Source organism: Helicobacter monodelphidis, assembly GCF_003288845.1.
Classification (GTDB): Bacteria; Campylobacterota; Campylobacteria; order Campylobacterales; family Helicobacteraceae; genus NHYN01.
This window is the reverse complement of record NZ_NHYN01000118.1, coordinates 1-352: the sequence shown is the minus strand read 5'-3', so window position 1 is coordinate 352 and position 352 is coordinate 1. Positions and strand designations below refer to the sequence as shown.

1 protein-coding gene is annotated in these 352 nt (G+C 29.5%); it reads right to left on the bottom strand.

From position 1 onward, the window contains the following. The coding region (locus CCZ01_RS10150; RefSeq protein ID WP_146745260.1) for a hypothetical protein at positions 1-252 on the bottom strand (252 nt) is incomplete at its 3' end. Between the last annotated feature and the right edge of the window lie 100 nt (positions 253-352).

Here is a 352-nt window from a genome sequence, read left to right as displayed (position 1 = left end):
AATCTCCTTTCTGACCACTCCTCTAATTCGCTCAATGACATTTCTAAAAATTCCATTTTCTTCCTCCTTTATGTTGGTAAGATTCACTTTGATTCGTATTGAATCAATAAAAAATTTAATGCTATCATCTTTACTATTGTAAAGTGCTAATATTTTATCTGTTTCCCTTAAATAATTAAAGGCTAATGCAAAGTATCGTCCATCTTCTGCAAAGATGTGAATATCTTCTCTGAACTTGATTTTATCACCCACTTTTTCTACTTTTTGAATAGGTGTTACTCTATTTTCTTTGCTTGAACTCAGTAAGTGTAAAAATTTGTTAACATCATTGTTTATAGAACTCATTGACTAT